The organism is Marinobacterium rhizophilum (assembly GCF_024397915.1).
In the GTDB taxonomy this organism is placed as follows: domain Bacteria; phylum Pseudomonadota; class Gammaproteobacteria; order Pseudomonadales; family Balneatricaceae; genus Marinobacterium_A; species Marinobacterium_A rhizophilum_A.
Window position 1 is genome coordinate 4559771 of sequence record NZ_CP073347.1, and the last position, 21775, is coordinate 4581545.

Consider the following 21775-nt stretch of genomic DNA (forward strand, 5'->3'; position numbering starts at 1 on the left):
ACCGGCCTGGTTTAATATCACGGGCGCTGCCAGGCTGGGGCGCTGGTGTGATTTCGGTGGTGCAATGCCACCGGTTACACCTTCTTGTGTACCGTAACACCCGCGTTGCATTACGCATGGCACAGCCACCGCTGATGTCGTGTCCGCTGTTACATCTTCTCGCGCCACTTTAAATCCCCAATCTGCACATTCAGCCATTCAAAACCGATGCGCCGGGCCACGGCGGCCGCGCCATCCAGGCTTTTGAATTCGCGTTCGGATTTGCTGCGCTGCAGATCCAGCGTCACCACTTCGTTGTCCTTGGCGACAAACTTTAGCGTCCAGCCCCGTGCCATCGACACCGGAATGGCCTGGCAGGAATCGAATACGCCGGCCTTGAAAAGAAGTTTTATTTCTCTTTCCTGCATTATCTTAATTCCTATTTGATTAATCATTTTTGTAATAGTGATAAGTATATATCCTGTATGGAATTCCCGCAATTTTAAGCGCTATTCTTAAGGTCTTTAAGTACATGTTTTAAAAGGATTTTTTAATTAAATTCGAGGTCATTTTGGTGCTTTTGATTGGAGTTTATAAGTTGTTGTTTTATAAGAATAAAATAATCAATGTCTGGATCGGTTATTTAGAACTTAAAGTCATATAAAGAGAGATTTAAAGTCTAAATTGACTAGTCATAAACGTTTTTAGAATAATCACCATTATTAAAATGAACGCGCAGGGCAGGGCTCGAAGCAGCAGTGCGGGGGGAAGGCAGCGAAGGGGCAGGGCGTGAGTGCATGCGTTGCCCTGGCAATAGTGCAGGGCAGCGGAGTGCGGGCGGGCATCCCAGTTGGAAACGCCCTGCAGTGACGGGTTATTACGGTGAGGAATAAGGGCCAGACGCCAGCCTGGCTCGGCTCAGCGCTGGCGCGCGACCAGAACCCGCCGCCGGTGCCGAGGCTGCTGTGTGGGGATGGGGTTACACGGGTTGTACTGGCTGGAGTGCTACCAGAACCAGCCGCCGGTGCCGAGGCTGCTGTGTGGGGGGGCTTGCACGGGTTGTACTGGCTGGCATAGCGCCTGGAGCGCGGGCCCCGGGTACACTTGATACCCGCTCGACTCGGCTCGGCTCAGCGTGGGGGCGTACTACCAGAACCAGCCGCCGGTGCTGAGGCCGGCTTTTACAGGGCTGAGTTTGCATTGACGGTACTGGCTGGCATAGCGCTTGGAGCGGGAGGCCTGGATGCACTTGATACCCGCTCGACTCGGCTCGGCTCAGCGTGGGGGCGTACTACCAGAACCAGCCGCCGGTGCCGAGGCTGCTGTGTGGGGGTGGGGTTACACGGGTTGTCCTGGCTGGCATAGTGCCTGGAGCGCGGGTCCCGGGTGCACTGGGCGCCAGCTCAGCTCAGCTCAACTCAGCTCAACGTTGGGATGTACTACCAGAACCAGCCGCCGGTGCTGAGCTCATCCTTGCATTGATTGTACTGGCTGGCATAACGCCTGGAGCGCTGGTCAACCTTGCTGGCAACGCCGAGTAGCCAGCCCTTGGCGTTGTAACTCTGGTTGCGGTAGCCGCCCCAGCCTTCGTGGTAGGCAAGGTACTGGTTGCGGGCATCCCACTTGGAAACGCCGTTCAGTGACTGGGTTTTATGGGTATACCAGCCGACAAAATCCATGGCATCGGAAAAATCATCCCGTGACGACCAGCTGTTGCCGGTTTCCCGTTCATAGTCGCTCCAGGTGCCGGTCTTGGCCTGGCTGTAGCCGTAGGCCGAACTGGCGCGGCCATAGGGAATAAGGCCGAGGAACCAGCGCATGGGTGGGCGGGCATCGTGCCGAAAACCGGACTCCTGGTACATGATGGCCATGGGCACATGCACCGGGGTGCCCCAGCGCTTGTTCATGTCCAGTGCGGCGGCGTACCAGTCACTTTTTTCCTCGAAAATGGCGCACAGGTTGTCGGGCTTGCGGGGTGGCGCGCTACTGCAGCCGGCCAGAAGCGCAGTCCCGAGCAGGCTGCAGATAGCGAGTCGTCTGGATGTCTGTGGCATGGATGGGCTAACCCTGAATGCTGCTAAGTGGACAAACATTACCAGAATATTCAGCCACTTATTATTGGGAAGATAATGACTCAGTGCGCCGACGTGCTGGAAAACAGGTTCAGCACCATAACGCCTGCCAGAATCAGGCCAATGCCGATCACGGCGGGCCAGTCGAGTCGCTGCTGGTACAGGAACCAGGCAACGATGGTGACCAGTACCACACCCACGCCGGACCAGACTGCATAGGCGATGCCGACAGGCAGGGTGCGCAGTGTCAGTGACAGGAATAGAAAAGACACGCCATAGGCGACTACCACCAGCAGCGATGGGCCGGGACGGGTGAAGCCGTCCGCAGCCTTGAGGGCGGAAGTGCCGATGACTTCGGCCACGATGGCGACGATCAGATAGAGCCAGTGCATAGCGAAACTTCTCTTTCAGCGGGTTGTGGGGGACTAGGGATTTTCAAGGGTTTTGCAACTGTTCCAGCACATCGACCACTGCTGCACCGGTGCGTGCCAGGTGCTCACCAAGACAGCGGCCCAGGGCCTGGGCATCCTGGCTGCGCAGAGCCTGCATAATGGCTTCGTGTTCCTCCATGGATTCGTCCCAGCGACTGGTTGACAGGTTGGCAAGGTAACGGGCGCGACTGGCACGTCGCATCAGGTCCTGGTAAGTGCTGGCCAGGATGCGGTTGCCGGTAAGCTGAGCCAGGCTGTGGTGAAATTGCTGATTAAGCTGGCTGTATTCCCTGCGCCGGCGTTTTTGGTGCAGCCGCTGGAGTCTGCGGTGTGTCTGTTCCAGCTGCTTCAGGCCCTGGGCTGACAGCTTTGCAGCCAGGATGTCACCCAGCTGTCGTTCAAGGAAAACCAGTACTTCGAACAGGTCCCGGGTTTCGCGGGCGCTGACGCGGGAGACTCTCGCGCCGCGATTGAGCAGAAGGTCGATCCAGCCTTCGGCGGCGAGCAGCTTGATGGCTTCGCGCAGGGGAGTACGGGATACCTGCAGCTGCAGGCAGAGTTCGGCTTCCGGAATCTTGCAGCCGGGCGCCAGGTCGCCCTGCCGGATGAGCTCACGCAGGCTGTCCGCGACCTCCTGGTGCAGCGATGCGGGTCTGCGCAAGGGGCTTAGCCCTGCCTGCCGGCTTGATGTGCCCTGCGAGGATGTATTCAAAGCACCGATTCCCTGTGCGGCCACAGCCGCACGTGCCGAGTATTGGGTTTTTAACCGGCCTGCATGCTACACCTGCACCTTTGTGTTCTGCAAATGCCCCCTGACGGTGCCTGATGGCCGTGTCTGCTAACGGGGTTTTATTGGTTATGCGTCCTGCTGCACTTATTAAAATATTAAAAATCAATAAGTTAATTGTATGCATAATTCATTATTCATAATTGGTATGGGCCTTGCTTTAGTCTTCGGCAGCTGGATGCCGCTGCGGGTTCCGGGGTTGGCCGGACCCGGTTCCGGGTTCAAGGCGAGAATCAACACACGCGATGCAAGGGGATACCGATATGAAAAAAACAGTCATGAGCGCCATGCTGGCACTGGGTCTGGTTAATTCACCGGTGTGGGCGGCAGAGTCCATAGAGCTGAAAGTGCTGGGACAGCCGGGCGCAACCGGGCTGATCCAGCAGGAAAAGGAAAAGCCTTTTTTCGAGAACCTGGCCCAAAGCACCGGCTTGCCGCTGGAGGTCAACTTCAAGCCGCTGGATGCCACCGGCATCAAGGACGTGGAGGAACTGCGCACGCTCAAGTCCGGACTCTTCGATATCGTTTCCCTGCGCTTCTCGCAGGTCTCGCGCGACGAACCCACGATTCTCGGCCTCGACCTGGTGGGACTCAATCCCACCTATGCTGAAGGTCTGGCGACCACCCAGGCGTTTGGCCCGGTGGTCGACAAGCGGCTGCAGGAGCGTTTTAACACCAAGCTTCTGGGTATCTGGCCGTTTGGTCCCCAGGTACTGTTCTGCAATGCGCCCATCACCAGGCTCGGCGATATCAAGGGGCTCAAGGTACGGGTCTATGATCAGAACCTGGCGGCCGTGATTGACTCGGTGGGCGGTATCCCGGTGCCGCTGAGCTTTGGCGAGGTGCACCAGAGCCTGGCCCTCGGTGTGGTGGATTGCGCCATTACCGGCCCGAGTTCCGCCAACACCGCCGGCTGGCCGGAAGTGACCACCCATGTATTGCCACTGGGCTTCCAGATGGCCATCAATGGCTACGGCATCAACCTGAACAGCTGGAACAAGCTAAACCCCGCACAGCAAGGGACGCTGGAGCAGGCCTTCAGTACCCTGACGGACGATATCTGGCAGTACTCCGAGGCGCTGTTTGAAGACGCCAAGCGTTGCAACGTCGGCCAGGAGCCCTGCCTGTACAACAACAAGTTCGACCTGGTGGAAGTGCCCGTCACTGCCCAGGACATTGCTCTGGTGAAGGATGCGGTAAAGGCCATCTCCTACCCGACCTGGGCTGAAATCTGCGACAAGAGCAACGCCGAGTGCTCCGCCGACTGGCGTGCAGCCCTGGGTGCCAAGATTGGCTTGAACTAACCCGCTCGCCAGAACAGTGCCCCGCGGTTTCTGACCGCGGGGCACTGGCACCGGCATGGAGACTGATACATGAAAATGACGGAGCGTATTGCCGCGCTGGTGTTCGGCACGATCTTTGTGCTGCTGTCGCTGATGGTGACGCTGGAAACCCTGTTGCGCAAGCTGTTCGGCGCGTCCCTGCAGGGCGTGGATGAGCTGGGTGGCTACGCCCTGGCCACCGGCTCGACGATTGCCTTTACCCTGGCACTGCTGGATCGAAACCACATTCGCATTGACCTGATTCATGCCCGTTTGGGCGCCTGCTGGAAAACCGCACTGAACCTGGTCGCGACCCTGCTGATGGCGTTACTGGCCGGGCTGCTCTGCTGGATGGCCTGGATCCAGGTCAGTGAAACGCTGGATTACGGCAGCACCGCCCAGACCCCCTGGGCGACGCCACTGATTTACCCGCAGGCCGTCTGGTTTGGCGGGCTTCTGCTCTTTGCCCTCTGTGCCACGGGGCGGGCATTTGCCGCGGGGCGGTTGCTGTTACGGGCCCGGGTGGCCGAGTTCAACCAGAGCTTCGGCCCCCGCGGGCTGGATGAGGAGTTGCGCCAGGAGCTGGAAGATGTTGCCAGGCGCAGGGCTCTGGCAGGGGTGGCCACCGCGTCGCCAGAGACTCGGGAGCTAGCCTCATGACCGTCATGCTGGTGTTTCTGGCATTCGGCCTGATGCTCGGCATGATCCTGCTGGGCATGCCGATCGCGGTCAGCATGGTGACGGTGGGTGGCCTGTCCGGCGTGCTGGTCTTCGGCTGGCCGTTTCTGCAGTCCACGGGGGCTGTGATCTGGAGCGTACAGAACGAAAATATTCTTACCGCCATTCCGCTGTTTATCCTGCTGGGCGAGCTGATGTTGCGCAGCGGCATTGCGGATCGCATGTACCAGGCACTGTCGGTCTGGTTCGGACGCCTGCCGGGCGGGTTACTGCACACCAATATCGGCTGCTGTGCCCTGTTTTCCGCCACTTCGGGCTCTTCGGTGGCGACCGCCGCCACCATCGGCACCGTGGCGTTGCCGCCGCTGCAGGCCCGGGGCTACCCCATGCCACAGGCGCTGGGCAGCCTGGCCGCGGGTGGCACGCTGGGCATCCTGATTCCGCCGAGCGTCAACCTGCTGGTATACGGCTCCATGACCAGTAACTCTATCGGCAAGCTGTTTATGGCGGGACTCTTGCCGGGGTTGTTACTGAGCCTGGCGTTCATGACCTACATCTACTGGAGTAACCGTGGTACCGATAGCCCGCGGGAAGCCTCGCTGCCGCTGGCGCAAAAACTGGCGGCCTCGGTGCACCTGGTGCCGCCACTGATCCTCTTTGGCATTGTCATGGGCAGTATCTATTTCGGCATCGCCACGGCCACCGAATCGGCGGCGCTGGGCGTGGTGGTGGCCCTGCTACTGACCTGGAAAGCCGGCCGCCTCGACGCACCTTTTCTGGAGGCGAGCTTTCTGCAGACGGCGCGCATTACCGGCATGATCATGCTGATCATCACGGCGGCCTTTCTGCTCAACCTCACCGTCAGCATTACCGGCGTGATTGATGAATTGACGCTCTGGGTCACCGGTTTTGGGCTGACGCCCACCGGTTTGCTGCTGATCCTGATGCTGTTCTACGTGCTGCTGGGCATGTTCATGGACGTGCTGTCCATGCAGGTGGTAACCATCCCGGTGATCTACCCGATCGTGGTGGCGTTGGGCATCGATCCAATCTGGTTCGGGGTCTTTGTGGTGCTGATGTGCGAGCTGGGCATGATCACGCCGCCGGTGGGCATGAACCTGTTCGTGGTGCAGAGCGTGCGCAAGGACAATGGCCCTATCCGCGAAGTGATGTGGGGCGCGATGCCCTACGCCGGCATCATGCTGCTGTTTACCCTGCTGCTGATGGCGTTGCCGCAGATTGCACTCTGGTTGCCGAACCTGATGTGGTAACGGGCGCCGGGGGTTCAGTCCCTGGCAAAGGCGCTGCGCAAGTCCTCGATACGCTTGCGGTTCACGCCCAGGTCCGAGTAGCCCAGGCGCGAGGCGGAGCGTACCTGGATCTGCCTGGCCTCGCTGTCCAGGCGGAACTCCACATCGTCAATAAAGCGCAGCAGGCGGCTGCGGTAGGTGGCCCAGAGGTAGGTGTCGGTCAGGGTCTCAATCTGTCCTCCCTGGGCCTGGATGCGGTTTTGCAGTCGTGCCCAGGCCTGTGGTGGTGAATCCGTGAAACTGAGCGGGGCAATCCACGCGGGGCTGTCCGGGTATTCACTGCCCACGCAATTGGGTGTGTCGGGGCAGGGGGCCAGGCGGCCGTTTTGCACACCGAGGCTTGAGGGCGCCTGGGAGCTGCAGCCGGCCAGGTACAGCAGCACCGGGATCCACCAGGTCAGTCGCGAATTCGTTTTCATACCGCTTGGGTTCCGTATTGGCGGGGCAGGTTCGCCCGTGCGCTTCTATGCTTATCGAACCCTTGAATCTTAGCAGCAGATCGGGCCCGGACGCCCGGCTCTGTCAGCGCAGGAGGTAAGCATGGTAACGGATGAATTTGGCGCAGCGGCACCGGCACAGATGACGCGGCTGGCCGGGCGCAGCAGCGATCTGGGTGCGGGACTGGTGGTCAGGCGGTTTTTGCCCCAGCGTGCGCTGCGCATGGTGGGCCCCTGGTGCTTCCTGGATCTCATGGGTCCAGTGACCTTTGCGCCTGGTACCGGGCTGGATGTCGGGCCCCATCCCCATATTGGCCTGCAGACGGTGACCTGGCTGGCCAGCGGCGCTGTGCTGCACAAGGACAGCCTGGGGTACCAACAGGAAATCGCACCGGGCCAGCTCAACCTGATGACCGCCGGTGCCGGCATTGCTCATTCCGAGGAGAGCCCGGCGGGCAACCGGGAACCCCTGGCCGGGGTGCAGTTCTGGGTGGCGCTGCCGCGCAGTGCCGAGTGTTGCGAACCCGCGTTTGAGCATCTGAGCGATCTGCCCCGCTTTGAACGCGGCGGTGTAGAGGCCTGCGTCATCATGGGCTCACTGGAACACCTGATTTCACCGGCGCGCTGTTACTCGCCATTGGTGGCGGCCGAGCTTTGCAGCCCCGAGGGCGGGGCCCTGTCGCTGGCGCTGGATCCCGTGTTTGACTATGGCCTGTGCGTACTCGGTGGCAGCGTTAGCCTGCAGGGCGAGGCCTGCTCGCCGCAACCGCTGGATGGCGATGAGTTCTGTTTTCTGGGGGGCGGTCGCTGCGCACTGGAACTGCAGCTGTCTGCGGGCGCGCGTTGCGTGCTGCTGGGCGGGCAGCCCTTCGCGCACCCGGTCAAACTCTGGTGGAATTTTGTCGGCCACAGGGAGGAGACCCTGCGCGCGGCGCTGGATGACTGGAACGCGCAGCGGCGCTTCCTGCCGGTGACAACCTATGAGGGCGCGGCGCTCAAGGCGCCGGACTGGCCGGAAAACGCGCGTCTGAAATAGCCCGGTCGATGCCGCCCAACGCCGATGTGTCCGCCTTGAACCGCCGATGGAGTCGCTGCCCATGAATTCCCCCTGCGAATTACAGGACCTGGCCGCGCTGTTGCGCTCGCGCATCGCGCTTGTCGCGATCAGCAGCCATGATGAAAAAGGCGTGCAGCAGCTGCTGTGCGAACTGGTGCGCCACGCCTCCAGGCCGCTGTTCAAGTGGAGCCTGACCGAGGGGCTGGCGCGCCTCGACACCCCCATGCCGGCGCAACGGCTGCATGCCCAGCCGGCAGATGCGCTGGGACACATACGTGCGGTACAGGAGCCGGGTATCTACATGCTGGCCGACCTGCACCCCTTTCTTGATGATCCGCTGCATGTGCGCCTGCTCAAGGATATCGCCCTGGACGAGCGGCATACGCTGGTACTGGTAAGCCATGACGTGGACGTTCCGGCGGAGCTCGACAAGTTTTGCGCCCGGATACGGCTGGCGTTGCCCGATGCCGCAGAGCTTGAACAGATCGTGCGCGAGGAGGCGCGCCAGTGGAGCCAGCACAGCGGCGCCCAGGTAAAAACCAGTCCCCGGGCGCTGCAGCTGCTGGTGCGAAACCTGCAAGGGTTGCCACGCATCGATGTACGCCGCCTGGCTCGCAATGCCATGGCCGACGATGGCGCCATCACCGCCTCGGACCTGCCCGCGGTCACCGAGGCCAAGTACCGGTTGCTGGGCCGCAATGGCGTGCTGCAGTTTGAGTACGACAGTGTGCAGCCCGACCAGGTGGCGGGCTTTTCCCGCCTCAAGCAGTGGCTGGGCACAAGGCGGGCATTTTTCCTTGGCGAGGCTGATGCGCCGGGCGGTCAGCGTCCAAAGGGGGTGCTGCTGCTGGGGGTACAGGGGTGTGGCAAGAGCCTGGCGGCCCGTTCGGTCGCGGGCAGCTGGGGCGTGCCGCTATTGCGCTTTGATGCCGGCGCCCTGTACGACAAGTATATCGGCGAGTCCGAACGCAACCTGCGCGAGGCGCTGGCCACCGCAGAGGTGATGGCGCCCTGTGTACTCTGGATTGATGAAATCGAGAAGGGCATGGCCACCGGGGAGGGCGACCAGGGTACCTCAAGGCGCATTCTGGGCACGTTGCTGACCTGGATGTCGGAGCAGCGCGCAGGGGTGTTTCTGGTCGCCACGGCCAACGATATCCAGGTGCTGCCGCCTGAGCTGGTGCGCAAGGGCCGCTTTGACGAGGTGTTCTTTGTCGACTTGCCGGGGCCCGAGGCGCGGGCGCAAACCCTGTGCATTCATCTTCGCCGCCACGGCGCACAGCCGGAGCAGTTTGATCTGGATGCGCTGGTGCAGCGCAGCGACGGCTTTTCCGGCGCCGAGATTGAACAGGCGGTGGTCTCGGCCTATTATGCCGCCCATGCGCGGGATCAGCCGCTGAATACCGCCCTGCTGCAGGACGAACTGGCCGCAACAAGGCCGCTATCGGTCCTGATGGCAGAACCGGTGGCGCAGTTGCGCCTCTGGGCCAGGAGTCGGGCGGTCCCCTGCGACTGATTCGCTGTCCTGTTGTTGTCATGAACCAGATGCGGTTTTCAGGCCGCATTCAGGCCCACCCCGCGAGGATTCAGCATGGGTTCACTCAAGCAAGGCCGCTGCCTGTGCGGCGCGGTGCGCTATCGGATAGAGGGTTCGTTCCGGCGCTTTATGCTCTGCCATTGCAGCCGCTGCCGCCATGCCACCGGTTCATCCCATGCCAGTAGGGCACCTTGATAAACCGTAACGAGCAGGCTTAGAGGCAAGGCGCACGGCGCGCAGGAACCGCAGTGTATGGGGTATACATGAGGATTCCGAGCACCGCGCAACGCAGCCTATGAGTCGCGCAGTAGGTATTTCGAGGTGCCCAGTAATCTGTTCTGCAAGCCGGAGCAGCTGCACTGGCTGGGCGGCGAAGACCGGGTGCAGCGATTCAGGCTGCAGGGTGCCGCACGCTTTGGCCGCAGCTTCTGCCGGGCCTGTGGCTCACCGGTGGCCCATGGCAGTGACGATGGCCGCTATGTACTGGTGCCGGCCGGTTCGCTGGATGATGCACCGGGGCTCCTGCCCCAGGCCCGTATTTTCTGCGCCAGCCGTGCGGACTGGGATGCCGGGATCACTGACGCGGTGCCGAGTTTCGACAGCTATCCCACCTGATCCCGGCACACTCGGGCGCTGGTGGTTATTTAACCCTGTCCGGGTAACCGGATGTTACTTCTGGGCGCCGCTATCGGGCGCAAGGCAAGGTTACAGCTTGAAGCAGCGCTTTCTGGAGTTCGATTACCTGCGGGGTATCGCCATCCTGGTGATTATCCTTGGCCACGCCGTGGTGAATGTGGACCGTACTCTGCCGATGGCGTTGCAGAACCTGTTCGCCGGCGGCACGGCGGTATTCGTGTTTATCTCGGGGTTCTTCTTTCACAGCGTGTTTTATCGCCGCTTTGAGTATGGCGATTTCATGCGCAAGAAAGTGCAGAACGTGCTCTATCCGTTTCTGGTCATTTCGCTGGTGGCCCTGCTGCCGATGATGCAGGTTTGGCTTGGCAAGCCGGGCATGACGCTGGCCAAGTTCGCAAAGAACATCTACTGGCAGGTCCACGACGGCTATGTGCTTTATCCGCACTGGTACATTCCCTTTGTCATGGCGCTGTTTGTGCTGTCGCCGCTGTACCTGCTGTATATCCGCGCCAGCCTGGCGGCCCGGTTGCTGCTGTTTGCCGAAGCCTGTGTTATTGCCATGCTGGTGCATCGGCCGCTGGGCAACATGAACGTGCTGCAGTCGCTGGTCTATTTCACCCCCTACTATCTGGCGGGCATACTGTATTCAATGCATTTCGCCGTGCTGAACCGGCACCACCGGCTGCTGTTTGCACTGTCCCTGCTGGGTGTTTCGCTGTTTGTCGTCTTGCAGACGCTGGTGTTCCCGCATCTGGCCAACTACCACAAGGCGGCGCTGGTTTTTGATGGTGTCGATCTGATGTTCTGGCAGAAGCTGTTTTTGTGCCTCGTGCTGCTGGAGTTTGCCAGCTGGTTAACAACACGGCCGGAGAATCCGCTACTGCTGCAAATCTCTGCCGCCAGTTTCGCCCTGTTTTTCATCCATCCCATGGTGCTGACCCAGGTGCATAACTTGATGCTGCCGGTGCTCAAGGCCGTGCACCCCGGCGCGCTGGTAAACCTGATGGCGACCCTGCTGTCGCTGATTCTGGCGACAGCAGGCAGCTACGCCCTGGCCTGGCTGGTGCGGCGCACCTGGCCGCGCCACAGTCGCATGCTCATTGGCTGGTAGCGGGCAGGCCTATTCCACCTGAATCAGGATCTTTTGCGACACGACCGGGGGATTGTGGGGCACGTGCAGCATGTCACCGAGCAGCAGCTGCAGGCTGTGTTCACCGGGTTCCAGTGTGAGGTCCACCTCGGTCTGGCCGCCGCCAAAATGCTGCACCGTGCCATCCATCGGCACGCCGGCGGGCGGCAGCTCGGCACGGTCAATCAGCAGATGGTGGTGGCCGGTGCCTTCCCTGTCGGTGCCGGCCGGCGCCACACCCATGCCGCTGAGACCAAAGCGTACCCTGAAGGTCCGGGGTACGGTTTCGCCGTGGGCGGGTGAAATGATGTAGGCCCTTGCGCCTGCGGGCGCGGCGGAGTCAGCGAGTGCCGGGGTCGCCGGTGTCGCCAGGGCGATACAGAGCAGTGTCAGTTTGAAATTCATGCAGAGTCTCCATTTTCGGATCGGTACAGTGTTGGGGGCGCCGAGCATCGCGTGCCGACCCGGCTCAGTATGGTTCAGAGTCGTCCGCTCAGGGCAGGTTAAGGCTCGGCGATGCACATTGAGCGCACCTTTTGGGAACGGTGGATGGGATTCGGGTTTATAGTGAACTTGTCCGGATTACCCGTTACCGGTGGGCGCCGACGCCGCCCAGGCTGCGTTTCGGGCTACGACTATTCAACGACATGGAGAGAAGATTGTTATGAAACTGCCCTATTTGCTTTGTTCTGCGGTACTGCTGACCAGCGTAGCCCTGACCGGCTGCGGCAATGACGAGGCCGAAAAAAAGGCTGAAACCGAAACCATGGCGCCGGCGGCGGAAGAAACCCAGGCCGAACCCGCCATGACCGAGCAAGTCGAAGCGCAGATGGAAACCACGGCTGAAGCGGTTGAGGAAAACGCTGAGACCATGGTTGAACAGGGCAAGGATATGGCGGCTGATGCCGCCGACGCCGTGACCGAAACCGCTGCCGACATGGTGGAAGGTGCCAGTGATATGGCCTCCGATGTGGCAGCCGAAGCTTCCGCGATGGCTGACGAGGCTGCCAGTGCCGCCGATGCGGTCATGGATATGGCCAAGGACGCCATGACTACCGAGCAGAACGCGCCGGTAGAGCCGGAAGAAAAAGCCGCTCAGTAAGGCGGTTGCTGCAATGCTCCCAAGCCCCGACCCTTGCCGGTCGGGGCTTGGGGCTGTCTGCAGCTATACCCGGGTGCTTGGGCGGTTGGCCGCAGCAGGTCAGCGCTCGGCTGGCTCCCGGCGATCAGCCCCGCTGATAGACCCATTCCAGCAGTGCCTTCTCGAACGCCCGTACCGGGTGTTGCAATGGATCCCGCCAGGATGCCCGTCTGTCGGCATCGCTCAGGCTGATACCCGATACCATCAGCACAAAAAGATAACGCTGCCCCGAGGCCCCGGTGATATAGCCGGCCAGGTTGCTGGTGCCATTGAGCGTGCCACTCTTGGCGCGCACGTTGCCGCGCAGCGGCGGGTTGCGCAGGGTGCTGCGGTAGCGCAGGGTGCCGGACTCACCTGCCACCGCCAGGGTCTGGTAGCTTACAGCGGCCGGCGTGCGGGCAAGCTGGCGCAGCACTGCTGCCAGTTGCGATGCCTGCAGCAGGTTGTCCCGCGACAGCCCCGAGCCGTCCGCCAGGGTTGCAGGTTCGAGCCGTTGTCCCAATAGGGTTTCCAGCTGTGTGGTCATGGCACGTACGCCATTACGAAAATTCCCGGCTCCGCCGTCCTGCTTCCCAAGGGTTTTCAGCAGGCTGTCGGCGATCAGGTTGTCCGAGTCCTGCAGCATTTCGCCCAGCAACTGTGACAGCGCAGCGGACTCAACCTGCATCACGGCCTGCCAGCCGGTACCGGCATTGCTGACGCCACGAACCTGCCCCTGCCACTGAATGCCCAGTTCCTGCAGCTGCCGTGCAATAACGTCACGGGTGAAGGCGACGGGGTCGTTGACGGCAAAATTCAGCGGCACGATCTTGCGATTGTTGGCCACGCAGCCGTGCAGGCGATAGTGGTTGCCGGGGCCGGTATCGACTTCCAGCTCGCACAGGGTTTCGAGCTGCTGTTGCAGCGTGACGGTGACGACCTCGTTGGTCACCTCCAGCGGCTGGTGGGGCGGTATGAAAAAACGCGCCACCGAGCCGGGTTCGCCCGGTGTCAGGCTGGCGGCCACGCAGTTATCATCCAGTATCACCGCCGAGGCGGGGGCGCTGTAGCACACGCCCAGGTTGTTCCAGGGCCAGCCGTTGCCGCGGTCGTAGCCATCGAAGGCGGCGCTGTCCAGCAGCAGGTCACCGTTGATGCGGCTGATACCCTGCTGTTTGATCTGGTTCAGCAGCGCGTTCAGCTGGGCCCGGCTGAAGTCCGGTGCGCCGCTGAATTCAAGTCGCCAGTCTCCCTGCCATTGGTTGCCCTGCTGCTGGCCACGGCGCCAGAGCCGTGTCTGGTAGCGGAAGTCCGCTCCCAGCTGCAGTTCGGCGGCATGGGCGGTCAGTAGTTTCAGGGTACTGGCCGGCGGCAGCAGCAGGTCCGACTGGTAATCGATATTGACGGTGCCGCCGGCATCCAGGGGCTCAACCCGCAGGCCAATCTGGCTGCCGGTGGGTGCCAGGTGCAGCAGTGTCTGCCAGCGCTCGGCGCTGACGTCGGCCTGTGCGACAGCTGTGATTAAGACAAGGCTTGCGCACAGTAACTGAGCAGGTCGAAGTTTCATGGGATCGGCAGGGTCCTTGGGCCAGGGGGAGCTGTGTTTGTCAGCGTGCAGGGGGAACAGTTCAGTGTATTTAGCGGTGGCTGGCAAAACGCCGGCACAGGGCCGGCGTCGCAGCAGCACAGTCGTGGCGGGAGCCCGGATCAGCTATCGATACTGTCCAGGCGAATGCCCAGCGCAGCTTCCAGGGCATCGAGCTTGCTCTTCATGATATCGATGGTATTGCTGCCATCGCTGAGCTCGGGTGACATGCGGATCATGTCCAGCGCTTCAACCAGAAAGGACGCCTCGTTCATCTTTGCCAGTTGCTCCGCTGTCCAGTGCTTGGTCTTGTACATGGGGGGTGCCTCGCAGGAACAGACTCTACAGGTATGGTTTAGGCGCCCGGCTTTTGCAAGAAGTTCCGGGCAAGCCTGAACTTCTTGCATGGTTGCCCTAAACGCTGCAGCGCTTGAGCTGTTGCAGCCAGCGCTGGCCAAAGCTGTTCACCAGCAGCCCCAGCATCACGAGCAGGATGCCGATGGCCTGTATGCCTGACAGGCCTTCGTCCAGCACCAGCCAGGCGCAGAGCAGCCCGACGATGGGCACCAGCAGCGTCAGCGGTGCGATACGCGACGCGGAGTGATGTCGCAGCAGCCAGCCCCAGGTACTGTAGCCGAAAAGGGTGGCAACCAGTGCGAGATAGCTCAGTGAGGCCAGCGACTTGATGCCCATGCCGGCAAGGCTCGCCATGATCAGATCGGGGCCTTCCAGATAGTACGACATCAGCATGAAGGGGAGCGGCGGGATCAGGGCACCCCAGATCACCAGGCTCACCAGGTTGACGGAACCCTGGCTGCCGATATGGCGGTTGATAATATTGCCTGCTCCCCAGCTGGCGGCCGCTGCCAGCGTAAGGCCGAACCCTGCCAGGGTCATGGTGGCGGGGTTCGCCTGGCTGGCCAGTACCGCCAGCCCGGCAGCGGCGATCAGCAGTGCCCAGAGTTGCTGGGGCTGCCAGCGCTCACCAAGGAACAGCAGCGCGAACACCAGGGTAAATATTGCCTGGGCCTGCAGCACCAGGGAGGCAATGCCGGCGGGCATGCCCACATGCATGGCGCTGAACAGCAGGGCAAACTGGCCGAAGCTGATTGTGATGCCGTAGGCGAACAGCCAGCGAAACGGCAGGTCGGGCTTGCGGACAAACAGAACGGCCGGAAAGGCGACGCACATGAAGCGCAGCGCCCCCAGCAGCATGGGCGGAAGTTCGTCGAGCCCCCAGCGGATAAAAACGAAATTGCAGCCCCAGGCCAGTATGACCAGCAGGGCAAGCGTCCATGCTTTTCTGTTCATCGGTTGTCCAGGGTTACGCGAGAAAAGCGGATTGTAACGGCTTTAGACGGAGGAAGGGCGAGAAATAACGCTAGCAAATGCGGGGCAGCAGCTCGCCGGATACCGGTGGCAGCGCCCGTTCAATGCCATAGAGACCGTTGAGTATGACCGGTACATTGCGCTTTGGCGTCAGGCGGCCAATGATGGCGGCGCCCTGCCCCATGGGGTGGGCCTGCAGGCATTGCAGCAGATGCTCGGCGTGATCCGGCGCTACGACGGCCAGCAGGCGCCCCTCGCAGGCCAGCTGCAACGGATCCAGACCGAGCAGTTCGCACAGGCCCTGGACTGCGGGGCGAACAGGTACGGCGCTTTCGTCGATGACTGCGGTAGCGCCGGCGGCCTCGGCGAATTCGTGCAGCACGGCATTGAGCCCGCCCCGGGTCATGTCGCGCAAGGCGTGCAGACCGGCGTTGGGCAGCAGTGTCTGGATCAGCGGTGACAGGTTGGCACAGTCACTGCGAAGGTCGCCGGTGATGGCGAGCTCCTGGCGACTGGCCAGGATTGCCGCACCGTGCTCGCCGATCGGGCCGCTGACAACCAGGCTGTCACCCGCTGCCAGGCGGTGCGTGCCGATATTGATGCCGGCGGGAATAATGCCCAGTCCGCTGGTATTGATAAAAAGACCGTCCGCCGCGCCCCGGGGCACCACCTTGGTGTCGCCGGTTACCACCTGTACACCGGCATCGCGTGCCGTTTTTGCCAGCGACAGGCAAAGGTCCCGAAGCAGCGCCACGGGCAGGCCTTCCTCGATAATCAGCCCGCAGCTGAGGTAGCGTGCCACGGCGCCGCCCACGGCCAGGTCATTGAGGGTACCCTGGACCGCGAGGGAGCCAATATCGCCGCCCGGAAATTGCAGCGGTGTGACGACGAAGCTATCGGTGGTGAACGCCAGCTGCTCACCGGGTTGCAGTTCGAACGCCAGGCGTGCCTGATCCTCCTGCCGGGCCAGGATGGGGTTGGCGAACACCGGCCATATCAGCTCGCGCAGCAGGCGCTGCATGGGTTCGCCGCCGCTGCCCTGGGCCAGGCTGATGCGTTCAGTGCGCGCCATGGGCGGGTCCCTGGTGGCGGTATTGATACCAGGCGGCACAGGCGCCTTCGGAAGATACCATCAGGGCGCCCAGGGGCGTATCGGGTGTGCATTCGCGGCCAAACAGCGGGCACTGGCCGGGCTTGAGCTTGCCGCTGAGCACTGCGGCGCAACGACAGCGGGGGTCGGCTTCGGTGGTCGAATCTGCAGTCGGGAGGGTGCCAGGCGCAGGGCTGTCCGGCAGCAGGTGTGTAGCGTCGAATGCCTGGTAGCCAGGGCGCAATTGCAGTCCTGAACGGGGCAGTTTCCCAAGCCCGCGCCATTCGGCCAGCGGGGCGGGCTCGAATACGTCGTCCACCGGGGCGCGTGCCCCCGGGTTGCCCTGTGTCGTGGCGACCCGTCGATACTGGATCTCGATGCGGGCCTGGCCCTGTTGCAATTGCTCCAGCAGCAAGAGTACCGACTGCAGCAGGTCCACCGGTTCGAAGCCGCTGATCACCACGGGCTTGTGGTGTTCGGCGGGAATGAATTCGAACGGGGCGTTGCCGGTGACAAGGCTGACATGCCCGGGCCCGACAAAGCCATCGATGCGCAGGTCAGGGTCTGCCAGCAGTGCGCGCAGCGGTGGTTCGATCAGCACCAGGTGACACAGTACGCAAAAATTTGTCAGGCCTTCCCGGGCCGCTGCCCGGATGGCCAGGGCGGTGGCCGGCGCCGTGGTTTCAAAACCGATGGCAAGAAAAACCACCTGGGTGTCGGGGTGCCGGCGGGCCATGTCCAGTGCATCGCGGGGCGAATAGATCACCTGTACCCGGGCGCCGTCGGCGCGGGCCTGCAGCAGGCTGCCATGATGCCCCGGCACACGCATGGCATCGCCGTAACTGCACAGCAGGGTGTCCGGGCGCTGGGCCAGGGCAACGGCCTGGTCGATGACCGACTGCGGCAGCACACACACCGGACAGCCGGGGCCATGAATAAATTCGATGTTGTCGGGCAGCAACTGATCCAGTCCGAAGCGAAAAATGGTGTGGGTATGGCCGCCGCAGATCTCCATCAGCTGCCAGGGGTGCTGCCTGGGCGGCAGCGCCGCCGCCCGCTGGCGAATCGCTTCCACCAGGCGGGCGACGGCCTCAGGGTTGCGAAACTCATCGACATATTTCATGGCAGATCCTGCAGTTGCGACCAGATTTCGAGCGACGCCTGCGCTTCCTCGTCGCTGATGACGGCCAGGGCTACGCCGACATGCACCAGCACCCAGCGTCCGATCAGATCCTCGGCAGCTATATCGCCGGTGACGCAGCTCAGGTCAATCTGGCGTTGCACGCCGCCGCTGTCCGCGATGGCCAGGCAGTGGCGGGCATCACTGATCGACAGGATGCAGGCGGGGACGGCCAGGCACATGATTACTGTCCCTCCAGCCAGTCGAGCCAGGCGGTCATGCCCTCTCCCCGGGTGGCGCTCAGTTCCAGTACCTGCAGATCCGGCTGGATCTGGCGGGCATGTTCGATACATTTGCGGGTATCAAACTGGACATACGGCAGCAGGTCGGTCTTGGTAATGATCAGCAGTTCAGCCTGGTGAAAAATGGACGGGTACTTGAGCGGCTTGTCATCGCCTTCGGTGACGGACACCAGCACCACCCGGGCTTTTTCGCCCAGATCGAACATCGCCGGGCAAATCAGGTTACCGACGTTCTCGATCAGCAGCAGGGCTCCGTCCGACTCCGGCAGCTGGTGCAGGGCGCGGTGCACCATGGAGGCATCCAGGTGGCAGGCCTGACCGGTTTGAATCTGTACCGCTGGCGTGCCGGTGGCGCGAATGCGGGCCGCGTCGAGTTCGGTTTGCTGATCGCCCTCAATCACCAGTGCGCCACGGCGCCCGCGCAGCCGGGTCAGGGTCTGTTCCAGCAGGGTGGTTTTACCGGCGCCAGGGCTGGACACCAGGTTGATGGCACTGAGGTTGTGGTGCGAAAACCAGTCACGATTATGTTCAGCCTGGTGATGGTTGGAGCGCATCAGGTCCTGGTGCAGTTCAATGGTCTGCGTTGCCAGGGTGGTCTTTTCGGGGGCTTTCGTTATCTTTACGGACCCGAAAACCGGTGCGAGTTTCGACGAATCACAGCCGCAAATTCCACACATCAGTAAGCCTCCATCTGTTCTATCAGCACCTCGTCACCGCCTTGCAGGTCCCGCTCCAGTGCGCCGCAGGCCGGGCACGGGTCGAGCCAGTTTTCCAAAGGATAGCAGCTGGCGCACTGGCGACAGGTGGCATTGCCAGGCTGGCGCCGGATTGTCAGTTTGCAGCCTTCCAGCGCCGACGGCTTTGCCATAGCGCTGAAGCAAAACTCCAGCGCCTGAGGCTCGAGACAGCTGAGGCTGCCGACGGCGAGCTGGACGCTGAGTACCTGCTTGAGCTGGCGCGTCTGCACCTCGTGCTCCAGGCTCGTGCACAGGCTCCTGCACAGGCTCAGTTCATGCATGTGGTGCCCTTATCCGGTGATGTGCCTTCATGTGACTGTTGCCGTAACAGTTTCACTCCACCTGAGCGCAGCAGGTCGACCAGTGCCTGGCAGGCCTGTGGCAGGCGGGCCTCAAGCGCTCGACTCAGGCCGTTGCCCCACGCCAGGGACGCGAAAGGGGCGCCTACCAGGCTGATGCGTGCCGGCTGATCACCCAGCACCTCGAGCAGCTGCAGCAGCTGTACCGCGCCCATCTGGTGTACGGCGATGGCCGGTTCCGTGTCCAGTGCAGGCAGCGGGTCGGCCACAACAACCGAGTGGCCCGGCGTATCGCTGTGCAGGGTATCGAGCAGCACCAGCCAGGCACAGCCGGCGATGCGTTCATAGTGCGCCAGAGGCAGGTGGCCGGCGTACAGGCAGCGAATATCCGCCGGCAACCGGTAGCGGGTTTCAAAATACCGCAGCAGCCGCTCTCCGAAGCCATCATCGGTGCGCTCAGGGTGACCGAGTGCCAGTAATATGATGTCAGCCATGGCCAGCCTCCCTGCGGACCCATGCCACGACCGCCTGGCCGAGTGCCAGGCCGCCATCATTGGCCGGCACCTGGTGTGGAATCAGTACCTCGAACCCGGTGGCTGTGAGGGCTGTGCTTAGCTCAGCCTGCAAGAGCCGGTTTTGCAGGCAGCCGCCACCAAGGACCAGGGTGGTGCAGCCCTGGTCGTGGGCCAGGGCTTGCAGTCGCCGTGCCAGCAGTCGGGCTAAAGCCTGGTGAAACCAGAGGGCTGTGCGGGCAGGGGGTTCGGATTGGGCGCAGTCCAGCAGCTGCTGCCAGAGGCCGGTCAGATCAAGCATATCCGTGGCACTGCCCGGGTCGAAGCCGGGCAGCGATGCAGCGGTTGCCGACTGCGCCAGCGCTTCGAGGTGCATGGCGGCCTGGGCCTCAAAGCTCTGACGCGATGGCGTTGCCCCCAGCAGTGCGGCCACAGCGTCGAACAGGCGGCCACAGGAGCTCGCCAGCGGTGCATTCTGGTTATGTTGAATCATGGCCCTGAGGGTGTGCAACGGTTGCTGTTGCAGATCCTGTAGCGCAGGCAAGCGGGCGGCGGTCTGTGCCCATTCGGGCTGCCAGCGCTCCAGGTGGGCAAGCAGGTTGCGCCAGGGCTCGCGTGCTGCCTGGTCGCCACCGGGTAACGCCACCGCTGGCAGACCATCAAGGCGCTGGCAGTGGCGATAATCCGCCCGCAGGATTTCACCTCCCCAGATCGGGTGAGGGCTGTTGGCAGGCGCCAGGCCGCTGCCATCCAGAATCAGTCCCAGCACCGGCGGACCGTCGATCGGGTAGCGATGTTCGGCCAGGCAGGCGGCCAGATGGGCATGATGATGGGCGACTTCGACCAGCGGCAGCCCCTGCGTCTGGGCAACGCGGTGGGCCAGCCGCCGGCTGTGGTAGCCGGGGTGAGGGTCGCAGGCAATGAGGCGGGCCCTGCAGCCGAGCAACTGCGTCAGTTGCTCCAGGCTCTGGTGCAGCTGTCGCTGCAGTTGAGGATTTTCCATGTCGCCCAGGTGCGGCGCCAGATGCGCGCGCCCCTGGCGAAGCAGACAGGGCGCATTTTTCAGATCGCCGCCCAGCGCCAGTATGCCGTCGGCATCCTGCATGCCTGCGGGCAGGTATATCCCGGCGGGTGCGTAGCCCCGTGCCCGTCGCAGTATTTGTGGCCGGCCCGCGATGACCTGGGTGAGCGAGTCATCGACGCGGTGCCGAATATCCCGGTTGTGCAACAGCAGGGCATCCACACCCGGGGCCAGTTGTGTCATGGCGCTGCTGTTGTCCTGGCACGGCGGTGCTCCCTCGACATTGCCGGAGGTCATGACCAGGGGGCCGTTTAGCGCCGCCATCAGCAAATGCTGCAGTGGGGTCGAGGGCAGCATGGTCCCCACCCGTGCAAGCCCGGAGCACAGGGCCGATGGCAGGCTTGCAGGGAGCATATCCAGCAGCACGATGGGGGCGGCGGGGCTGTGTAGCAGCTGCTCTTCTGTGCGGGACACACGGGCAAAGGCACGCAGCTGCGCCGTATCGCGCACCATCAGGGCCAGAGGTTTGTGCGGCCGGTGCTTGAGGCTGCGCAACCGCTCAATGGCGCAGGGGTCAGACGCATCGCAGGCCAGATGAAAACCGCCGGTGGCCTTGATAGCCAGCAGTTGCCCCTGTTGCAGGCGCTGTGCCGCCACGGCGATGGCATTCTCGCGGGCCAGCTCAGTGCCATCGGGTGCCGCCAGCCAGAGTCTTGGGCCGCATTCGGCACAGGCGATGGGCTGGGCATGAAAGCGCCTGTCGAGTGGCTGGACGTATTCATGCTGGCAGGCAGCGCAGCGCCTGAACGGGGCCATGGTGGTATGGCTGCGGTCGTAGGGCATCGCGGTGATGATGGAGTAGCGTGGCCCGCAGTGAGTGCAGTTGCCGAATGCGTAGCCATGGCGACGGTCCCGGGTATCGAATATTTCGCTACGGCAGCGCTCGCAGGTGGCAATATCCGGCAGAACCTGGGTTCGGTTGTGCCCTCTGGTGCTGTCGAGAATGCAGAAATCCTGCGGTATATCGCCGCAGGGCAGCAGCCGGGTCGTGATGCTGTCGATGTGCGCCAGCGGGGGCAGGTGGGTTTCAAGCTGCTGCTGGAAACGGTGCATTTGCGTTGGCGGGAACAGGCGAATAAAAACGCCGTCGGCATCATTTCTGACGTCGCCCCGCAGAGCCATCTGTTGGGCCAGCTGCCAGACGCAGGGGCGAAAGCCGACGCCCTGAACGGTGCCGCGGATGCGAATTTCGGCGATCTGCTGCTCCATCGTGACTCCCGCACAG

25 protein-coding genes are annotated in these 21775 nt (G+C 62.5%); 9 read left to right on the plus strand and 16 right to left on the minus strand.

Going from position 1 to position 21775, the window contains the following annotated elements; translation table 11 throughout:
* Nucleotides 1–149: 149 nt before the first annotated feature.
* The 4 genes from KDW95_RS20610 to KDW95_RS20625 all read right to left on the minus strand — a co-directional run bounded on the left by KDW95_RS20610 (nt 150) and on the right by KDW95_RS20625 (nt 3143).
* A complete protein-coding gene (locus KDW95_RS20610) occupies nt 150–407 on the minus strand; it encodes a hypothetical protein (protein WP_067298141.1) in 258 nt (85 codons plus the stop codon).
* Nucleotides 408–1418: 1011 nt separating this feature from the next.
* Nucleotides 1419–2033 (minus strand): transglycosylase SLT domain-containing protein, encoded by a 615-nt coding sequence (locus tag KDW95_RS20615; RefSeq protein WP_255853639.1) that lies wholly within the window; start codon nt 2031–2033, stop codon nt 1419–1421.
* An 80-nt stretch (nt 2034–2113) separates the two neighbouring features.
* Complete coding sequence (locus KDW95_RS20620; protein ID WP_255853640.1) at nt 2114–2443, minus strand: DMT family transporter; 330 nt, start codon at nt 2441–2443, stop codon at nt 2114–2116.
* Nucleotides 2444–2486: 43 nt separating this feature from the next.
* Complete coding sequence (locus tag KDW95_RS20625) at nt 2487–3143, minus strand: GntR family transcriptional regulator (protein WP_255853641.1); 657 nt, start codon at nt 3141–3143, stop codon at nt 2487–2489.
* Between the two features lie 389 nt (nt 3144–3532).
* On the opposite strand from KDW95_RS20625, the gene KDW95_RS20630 reads away from it, so the two are divergent.
* The 3 genes from KDW95_RS20630 to KDW95_RS20640 all read left to right on the plus strand — a co-directional run bounded on the left by KDW95_RS20630 (nt 3533) and on the right by KDW95_RS20640 (nt 6540).
* Entirely contained in the window at nt 3533–4573 is a 1041-nt protein-coding gene (locus KDW95_RS20630) for a TRAP transporter substrate-binding protein (RefSeq protein WP_255853642.1), read from the plus strand.
* Between the two features lie 69 nt (nt 4574–4642).
* Nucleotides 4643–5251: a TRAP transporter small permease subunit gene (locus tag KDW95_RS20635; protein WP_255853643.1), complete on the plus strand. Its 609-nt coding sequence runs from the start codon at nt 4643–4645 to the stop codon at nt 5249–5251.
* Nucleotides 5248–6540, plus strand: coding sequence for a TRAP transporter large permease (locus KDW95_RS20640; RefSeq protein ID WP_255853644.1), 1293 nt, complete (start codon nt 5248–5250; stop codon nt 6538–6540). Before KDW95_RS20635 ends, KDW95_RS20640 begins: the two co-directional genes overlap by 4 nt.
* A 14-nt stretch (nt 6541–6554) precedes the next feature.
* On the opposite strand, the gene KDW95_RS20645 is transcribed toward KDW95_RS20640, so the two are convergent.
* Nucleotides 6555–6998 carry a DUF1499 domain-containing protein gene (locus KDW95_RS20645; protein WP_255853645.1) on the minus strand — a complete coding sequence of 148 codons (444 nt, stop codon included), beginning with the start codon at nt 6996–6998 and terminating at the stop codon, nt 6555–6557.
* Between the two features lie 121 nt (nt 6999–7119).
* Between KDW95_RS20645 and KDW95_RS20650 the strand changes: the two genes are divergently transcribed.
* The 5 genes from KDW95_RS20650 to KDW95_RS20665 all read left to right on the plus strand — a co-directional run bounded on the left by KDW95_RS20650 (nt 7120) and on the right by KDW95_RS20665 (nt 11357).
* Entirely contained in the window at nt 7120–8052 is a 933-nt protein-coding gene (locus KDW95_RS20650) for a pirin family protein (RefSeq protein ID WP_255853646.1), read from the plus strand.
* 61 nt (nt 8053–8113) lie between these two features.
* A complete protein-coding gene (locus KDW95_RS20655) occupies nt 8114–9589 on the plus strand; it encodes an AAA family ATPase (protein WP_255853647.1) in 1476 nt (491 codons plus the stop codon).
* 75 nt (nt 9590–9664) lie between these two features.
* Nucleotides 9665–9805 carry a GFA family protein gene (locus tag KDW95_RS23650; RefSeq protein WP_441813618.1) on the plus strand — a complete coding sequence of 47 codons (141 nt, stop codon included), beginning with the start codon at nt 9665–9667 and terminating at the stop codon, nt 9803–9805.
* A 126-nt stretch (nt 9806–9931) separates the two neighbouring features.
* A complete protein-coding gene (locus tag KDW95_RS20660; protein ID WP_255853648.1) occupies nt 9932–10225 on the plus strand; it encodes a GFA family protein in 294 nt (97 codons plus the stop codon).
* A gap of 97 nt (nt 10226–10322) precedes the next feature.
* Nucleotides 10323–11357: an acyltransferase family protein gene (locus KDW95_RS20665; protein ID WP_255853649.1), complete on the plus strand. Its 1035-nt coding sequence runs from the start codon at nt 10323–10325 to the stop codon at nt 11355–11357.
* 9 nt (nt 11358–11366) lie between these two features.
* Here the strand turns inward: KDW95_RS20665 and KDW95_RS20670 are convergent, their stop codons facing one another.
* Nucleotides 11367–11780, minus strand: a complete 414-nt coding sequence (locus tag KDW95_RS20670; RefSeq protein ID WP_255853650.1) for a DUF4399 domain-containing protein — start codon at nt 11778–11780, stop codon at nt 11367–11369.
* Between the two features lie 259 nt (nt 11781–12039).
* Between KDW95_RS20670 and KDW95_RS20675 the strand changes: the two genes are divergently transcribed.
* Nucleotides 12040–12477 (plus strand): hypothetical protein, encoded by a 438-nt coding sequence (locus KDW95_RS20675; RefSeq protein WP_255853651.1) that lies wholly within the window; start codon nt 12040–12042, stop codon nt 12475–12477.
* Between the two features lie 124 nt (nt 12478–12601).
* Here the strand turns inward: KDW95_RS20675 and dacB are convergent, their stop codons facing one another.
* The 10 genes from dacB to hypF form a co-directional block, all read right to left on the minus strand.
* Nucleotides 12602–14062 (minus strand): D-alanyl-D-alanine carboxypeptidase/D-alanyl-D-alanine endopeptidase, encoded by a 1461-nt coding sequence (dacB, locus tag KDW95_RS20680; RefSeq protein ID WP_255853652.1) that lies wholly within the window; start codon nt 14060–14062, stop codon nt 12602–12604.
* Between the two features lie 140 nt (nt 14063–14202).
* A complete protein-coding gene (locus KDW95_RS20685; protein ID WP_255853653.1) occupies nt 14203–14397 on the minus strand; it encodes a hypothetical protein in 195 nt (64 codons plus the stop codon).
* A gap of 97 nt (nt 14398–14494) precedes the next feature.
* Nucleotides 14495–15391 (minus strand): EamA family transporter, encoded by an 897-nt coding sequence (locus tag KDW95_RS20690; protein WP_255853654.1) that lies wholly within the window; start codon nt 15389–15391, stop codon nt 14495–14497.
* Between the two features lie 70 nt (nt 15392–15461).
* Nucleotides 15462–16481, minus strand: a complete 1020-nt coding sequence (gene hypE / locus KDW95_RS20695) for a hydrogenase expression/formation protein HypE (RefSeq protein WP_255853655.1) — start codon at nt 16479–16481, stop codon at nt 15462–15464.
* A complete protein-coding gene (hypD, locus tag KDW95_RS20700; protein WP_255853656.1) occupies nt 16468–17622 on the minus strand; it encodes a hydrogenase formation protein HypD in 1155 nt (384 codons plus the stop codon). The genes hypE and hypD overlap by 14 nt, the downstream gene beginning before the upstream one ends.
* The gene (locus tag KDW95_RS20705) at nt 17619–17861 is read right to left on the minus strand and encodes a HypC/HybG/HupF family hydrogenase formation chaperone (RefSeq protein WP_255853657.1); all 243 of its coding nucleotides are present in this window, start codon (nt 17859–17861) and stop codon (nt 17619–17621) included. The genes hypD and KDW95_RS20705 overlap by 4 nt, the downstream gene beginning before the upstream one ends.
* A 2-nt stretch (nt 17862–17863) precedes the next feature.
* Nucleotides 17864–18598, minus strand: a complete 735-nt coding sequence (hypB, locus tag KDW95_RS20710) for a hydrogenase nickel incorporation protein HypB (RefSeq protein ID WP_255853658.1) — start codon at nt 18596–18598, stop codon at nt 17864–17866.
* Nucleotides 18598–18939, minus strand: coding sequence for a hydrogenase maturation nickel metallochaperone HypA (hypA, locus tag KDW95_RS20715; RefSeq protein ID WP_255853659.1), 342 nt, complete (start codon nt 18937–18939; stop codon nt 18598–18600). The genes hypB and hypA overlap by 1 nt, the downstream gene beginning before the upstream one ends.
* Complete coding sequence (locus KDW95_RS20720) at nt 18927–19451, minus strand: hydrogenase maturation protease (RefSeq protein WP_255853660.1); 525 nt, start codon at nt 19449–19451, stop codon at nt 18927–18929. Before KDW95_RS20720 ends, hypA begins: the two co-directional genes overlap by 13 nt.
* Nucleotides 19444–21759, minus strand: coding sequence for a carbamoyltransferase HypF (gene hypF / locus KDW95_RS20725; protein ID WP_255853661.1), 2316 nt, complete (start codon nt 21757–21759; stop codon nt 19444–19446). Before hypF ends, KDW95_RS20720 begins: the two co-directional genes overlap by 8 nt.
* Between the last annotated feature and the right edge of the window lie 16 nt (nt 21760–21775).